The sequence below is a fragment of the Neoroseomonas rubea genome, assembly GCF_016106015.1.
In the GTDB taxonomy this organism is placed as follows: Bacteria; Pseudomonadota; Alphaproteobacteria; order Acetobacterales; family Acetobacteraceae; genus Neoroseomonas; species Neoroseomonas rubea.
Genome location: NZ_JACADQ010000285.1, coordinates 1 through 5,557, shown reverse-complemented (window position 1 = coordinate 5,557; position 5,557 = coordinate 1). Strand labels below are relative to the sequence as shown.

The window sequence follows — 5,557 nt, the reverse complement described above, 5'->3', positions numbered from 1 at the left end:
GACCCGCCCGGCGGTGGCCGTGGCGGCAGCGGTGGGCCGCGCCAGGGTGGCGTCTCGGATGCCGATCCGGGCGATCCGGCCGGCCAGGGCCGAGGCGGTGGCGGGGGTGGCACGCCCCCGCCAGCCGGCCCGTCCGACACCGATCCCACCGACCCGCCCGGGCGCGGGCGCGGCAGCAGCCAGGGGCCGATCAAGACCTGACACCAGGGACCGGGTCCCGCGACCCGGCTGCCTTGGGTGCCTTGGGCCGCGCCGTCGGGCGCCGTTCGTCCATAGGCCGCGCCCTGGCCGGTGTCCGATCAGGCGGACCGACCCGATCGGATCTCCGGCGCGGGAAGAACCGGATCGCTGGGCGGCCGATGCCAAAGGCGCGACCTGGTCCATCCGACGCGCATGACGGCCATGGCGACAGCCCGTTCGACGCCGGCGGCACGCTTGTCCTGCACGGCGTGACCGCGGCCATCTGCTAGGCAGCGCTGACCGCGAGGCCCGGGGGCTTCCGGATGCCGCCACCCCGACCGGTGCGTTTCCAGGCGCACGTCGCAGGGTGCGGGGATGTCGCCCCGAGGGACGGCGTAAGCCCCGCCGCCGTCGCAGCCGCGCGCTGCGCGACGCGGGTCCAGCCGAGACACGCGGGCCGTGGCGATAGGGCCGCCCCCGCACCCGCGGCGCGAGCCACCATTGGCAAGCTGCGCCCGGCCGTCCGGGATGGCGCGGCGGTCCGCGCCGACCGGCCCGCGTCATGGGCGGGCTCAACGGATTGATAGCCGGGGATCACGATACGCGAGACGGAGTCTCTCGAATCGAATTCTGTCTCAAAAATTCATCTCTTTTTAGAAACGATGCGTCACCTTTCGGATGTTCCGCGCCAGGACGGCACGGCCTCCATCAAGGAGCCGCATCGTGTCCGTCATCACCCTGGCCCAGGGCACCCCCAACAGCGTCGCCCTCGGCACCTTCGGCCGCCTGACAGGCGGATCGCTCGCCGACCAGGTCACCGTCCAGGGCGCCCTGGACGGTGCCGAGATCGACCTCGGCACCGGCGCGGATCACCTTTTCCTCGACCATCCCGGCAACTGGCTCCTTCTCGCCGGCGCGGAGAGCGTGACCGGCAGCAATGGCGGGGAGGACATCACCCTCACTGCCGCCGTCACCGGCTTCCTGGCCAATCTGCGCGGCGGGAACGACCTGCTGCGCCTGGCGGACGGCACCAACAGCGTCGTCGTCTCATCGGTCGAGACCGTGCTCGGCGGCGCCGGCGGCGACGATGTCGCGAGCCCCTCGCGCTTCGTCGGCTTCGCGAGCCTCGGCGCCGGGGCGGACCGGATCTCGATGACCGGCGGCGGCGGCAATGTCGCGCTGCTCTCCGCCGACATCGAGACCATCGCATCCGGCGGCGGGGCCGATGCCGTCACCCTGCTCGGCGCCGCGGCGGGGAACCGGATCGACCTCGGCGCGGGGATGGATTCGCTGCTGCTCGACGCGGGGGCGGATTCGCTGCTGCTGCTCGGCGTCGAGATCCTCGATGCCGGCGCCGGCCACGACACGATCCGCGTCGAGGGTGTCGCGACGGGGCAGTTCGACCTCGGCGCGGGGGCAGACCGGCTGCTGCTCGGCACGCAGGGCGCGACCCTGACCGTCGCCGGCGCCGAGACGATCGAGGGCGGGGCGGGCGCCGATCACATCCTGCTCGGCACGACGCTGCTCGATGGCCGGGTGGCGCTTGGGGGCGGTGCGGACAGGCTCCTGCTCGCCGATGGCGGCAACCGCCTGGTGGTGGGCGGCATCGAGACGCTGGAAGGCGGCGCCGGCGCCGACACGGTCACGCTGCTCGAGACCGCCGAGGCCATCACCATCCGCGGCATCGAGCGCCTGGTCGGCGGCGCCGGGCGCGACGGCGTGACGATGGAGGGCGGCGGCGCCATCCGCCTTGCCGGTGTCGAGGTGTTCACGGGCAGCGGGTCGGCCGACCTGGTGACGCTCGAAGGCGCCATCGCCGACGGGGTGATGAACCTCGGCCCCGGCGCGGACAGGCTCGTGCTGGCGAATGGGACGAACACGCTGCGCGTGAGCGGCGCGGAGACGATCCTCGGCGGCACCGGGGCGGATGGCGTCACGCTGTCCGGCTTCATCGCGAACGGGCTGATCGACCTCGGCGGCGGCGCGGACATCCTCACGCTGCGCGGCGGCAACATCGTCGCGTTGCTGCGCGGCGTGGAGACGCTCGAAGGCGGGGGCGGCGACAGCGACCTCACCCTGGCCGACGCCATCTCCGGCACGATCAACCTGCGCGGCGGGCAGGACCGGCTGCGGCTAGCCGATGGCGGCAATGCCGTGACGATCGGCGGGGCCGAGACGCTCATCGGCGGCGACGGCGCGGACACGGTCACGCTGCTGCGCCCGGTCGAGGGCCTGCTGGTCGACCTCGGCGCCGGACATGACGTGCTGAACCTGCCCGGCGGCGGCGCGCGGCTGACGGTCGCCGGCGTCGAAGTGCTGAACGGCGGCGCAGGGCATGACGAGGTGCGCTTCGCGGCCCCGGTCGCGAATGCGCTGATCCAGATGGGTGCGGGGCGCGACGTGGTGACGCTCGCCCACGGCACCAACGGCGTGCGGCTGCGCAATGTCGAGATGCTGGAAGGTGGTGCGGGCAACGACGCGGTGACGCTGCTGGCGCCCGTCGCGCGCGGGCACTACCACCTCGGCGCCGGAGCGGACCGGATCGCGCTGGCCGATGGCGGCAACAGCGCGACCATCATCTTCGCCGAGACGGTCACGGGCGGCGCGGGGGATGACAGCGTGACGCTGGGCGGGGCCATGGCGGATGGCATCGTCGACCTCGGCGCGGGGGAGGATTCCCTCCTGCTCGCGCGCGGCGGCAACCGCATCCTGCTGTCGGGCGCGGAACGCGTGACGGGCAGCGAAGGGCGGGACGAGATCCTCCTGGCCGCGCCGGTCGATGGCGCCGTGCTGCGGCTCGGCGCGGGAGCGGATGCGGTGAGCCTGGCCGATGGCGGCAACCGCGTGACGCTCGCGGGCGTGGAAAGCGTGACGGGCGGTGCGGGGGAGGACCGGGTCACGCTGGCCTGCGGCCTGTCGGGGGGGATCGTGGACCTCGGCGCGGGGCGGGACACGCTGGTGCTCGGCCCCGGCGCCAACGCGCTGCGGCTGGCCGGCGTGGAGGTGGTGCAGGGCGGGCGCGGCGGGGATGCGGTGACGCTTTCGGGCGTGGGCGGCACGGCGACGGTCACGCTCGGCGCGGGGCGGGATGTGCTGACGCTCGATGATGCGGGCATCGCCGTCATCGTCAGCGGCGTCGAGATCGTGCGCGGCGGCGCGGGGGCCGACCATGTCGCGGTGACCGCCGCGAGTGGGGCCGCGATGATCGAGGGCGGCGGCGGGGCGGATACGCTGACGGGCGGTGACGGCGACGATACGCTGTTCGGCGGCGCGGACGCGGACCGGCTGTCCGCCGGGGCGGGCGCGGACCTGTTCATCTTCACCGCGATCGGCCAGTCGCCGGTCGAGGCGCCCGACACGATCATCAACTTCAACCCGCTGCAGGGCGATGTGTTCGGCTTCGCAGGCATCGGCGTGGGCGGCGATTTCCGCTGGCGCGGCGCCTTCTCCTTCAGCGGCGATGGCGGCATGGAGGGCCGCTTCGACGAGGCCTCTGGCTCGCTGCGCATCGACCTGGATGGCGATGGGTTGGCCGACATGGCCTTCCTGCTGCCGGGCTTCCCGCCGGAGGGGTTCGACGGCAACTCGGTGATCTGGGCCTAGCCCCCGATCGCCGGAGGGCGCAGGGGCAACAGGCCACGAGCACCGCAGGCGTGAATCGGGGGCTCACACAAACGCCCCCGATCGCCGGAGGGCGCAGCGGCCTTACCGCGTGCCCAGCATCTGCCGCGCCACGATCAGGCGCATGATCTCGTTCGTGCCTTCCAGGATCCGGTGCACGCGCAGGTCCCGCACGATCTTCTCGATGCCGTAGTCGGCGAGGTAGCCGTACCCGCCGAGGAGTTGCAGCGCGTCATCCGCCACGCGCGAACAGGTATCGGTCACGAAGCGCTTGGCCATGGCGCAGAAGGCGGTCGCATCCGGCGCGCCGGCATCGAGCTTCGCGCAGGCGCGCCAGAGCAGCGAGCGCGCCGCTTCCAGCTCCGTCCGCATGTCGGCCAGGCGGAACTGCGTGTTCTGGAAATCGGCGACCGCACGGCCGAAGGCGCGGCGTTCCTTCACATAGGCCAGCGCGATGTCGAGCGCGGCCTCCGCGCCCCCGAGCGAGCAGGCGGCGATGTTGAGCCGCCCGCCATCGAGCCCCGCCATGGCGAAGCGGAAGCCCTGCCCTTCCTCCCCCAGCAGCGCATCCGCCGCGACGCGGGCGTCCTCGAAGATCACCTGCCGCGTCGGCTGGGCGTTCCAGCCCATCTTGCGTTCATTGGCACCGAAGGACAGGCCCGCCGTTCCCTTCGGCACCAGCAGGGCGGAAACGCCCGACGGCCCATCGCCGCCCGTGCGCACCATGGTCAGGTACAGGTCCGAGGCGCCGGCGCCGGAGATGAACTGCTTCGTCCCGTTCAGCACGTAGCCTTCGTTGTCGCGCGCCGCGCGCGTGCGCAGCGCGGCCGCGTCGCTGCCCGACCCAGGTTCCGTCAGCGCGTAGGAGGCGATGCGCTCCATCGTCACGAGCGAGGGCAGGTGTTCCGCCCGCTGGGCGTCCGAGCCGAAGCGGTCGATCATCCAGGCGACCATGTTGTGGATCGACAGATAGGCCGAGACGGTCGGGCAGCCGGTCGCCAGCGCCTCGAACACCACGGCGGCGTCGAGGCGCGTCAGCCCCGCCCCGCCCGATTCCTCACGCACATAGAGCGCTGCCATGCCGAGGGCGGCGGCCTCGCGCATCTCCTCGATCGGGAAATGGCGTTCCTCGTCCCAGCGGCGGGCATTCGGCGCCAGCACCTCCCGCGCGAAGTCGCGGGCGACGGATTGCAGCGCGAGCGTGTCCTCGGCCAGGTCGAAGCGCGTCATGGCCGAAGCATACAGAAGCCGGGCGCGGCGGGAACGCCCCTGCCCCGCCGGGGGCCGATCGCGGCTATGCTGCGGGCCTTCGCCGCAGGGAACCCCGCCGCATGTTCGTCGCCACCAACCGATTCCGCGTCATTCCCGCCATGGCCGCGGAGTTCGAGGCCCGCTGGCTCGGCCGCGAAAGCCGGCTGCACGAGCTCGACGGCTTCATCCGCTTCCATTTGCTGAAGGGGCCGGAGGCGGCGGACCATATCCTCTATTCCTCCACCACGCTGTGGGCATCGCGGGAGGCCTTCGAGGCCTGGACGCGGTCCGAGCAGTTTCGCACCGCCCATGCCGGCGCCGGGGCGAGCAAGCCCACGACCCTCGGCCCGCCGCAATTCGAGGGTTTTCAGGTGCTGCAGGAAATCGAGGCGACGCGCGCCCCGGCCTGACCGCGACGGCGCACGCCTTCGACCGGGGCCGCGACCGCGGCCGCCGGGCGCCCGTCGCGCCCGAGGCTGCCGCCGCAGTCCAGGCGCAGCGCAGG

General features: G+C 73.0%; 3 protein-coding genes and 1 pseudogene. 3 read left to right on the top strand and 1 reads right to left on the bottom strand.

What is annotated here, in order from left to right:
• Together HW577_RS26655 and HW577_RS27075 are read left to right on the top strand one after the other, a co-directional pair.
• Positions 1-201 (top strand): annotated as a pseudogene (locus HW577_RS26655) (hypothetical protein); the annotation flags it as partial.
• Between the two features lie 702 nt (positions 202-903).
• Positions 904-3,783, top strand: a complete 2,880-nt coding sequence (locus HW577_RS27075) for a beta strand repeat-containing protein (protein ID WP_198377830.1) — start codon at positions 904-906, stop codon at positions 3,781-3,783.
• 102 nt (positions 3,784-3,885) lie between these two features.
• Here HW577_RS27075 and HW577_RS19665 read toward each other — a convergent pair whose 3' ends face one another.
• A complete protein-coding gene (locus tag HW577_RS19665; protein WP_198377829.1) occupies positions 3,886-5,031 on the bottom strand; it encodes an acyl-CoA dehydrogenase family protein in 1,146 nt (381 codons plus the stop codon).
• Between the two features lie 101 nt (positions 5,032-5,132).
• Here HW577_RS19665 and hmuQ point away from each other — a divergent pair, with 101 nt between their 5' ends.
• The gene (hmuQ, locus tag HW577_RS19660) at positions 5,133-5,462 is read left to right on the top strand and encodes a heme-degrading protein HmuQ (protein WP_198377828.1); all 330 of its coding nucleotides are present in this window, start codon (positions 5,133-5,135) and stop codon (positions 5,460-5,462) included.
• Positions 5,463-5,557 lie beyond the last annotated feature (95 nt).

Excerpts from the sequence above, each read along its gene's own strand:
- HW577_RS19665 (WP_198377829.1), bottom strand. The coding sequence starts at position 5,031 with ATGACGCGCTTCGACCTGGCCGAGGACACGCTCGCGCTGCAATCCGTC.
- hmuQ (WP_198377828.1), top strand. The coding sequence starts at position 5,133 with ATGTTCGTCGCCACCAACCGATTCCGCGTCATTCCCGCCATGGCCGCG.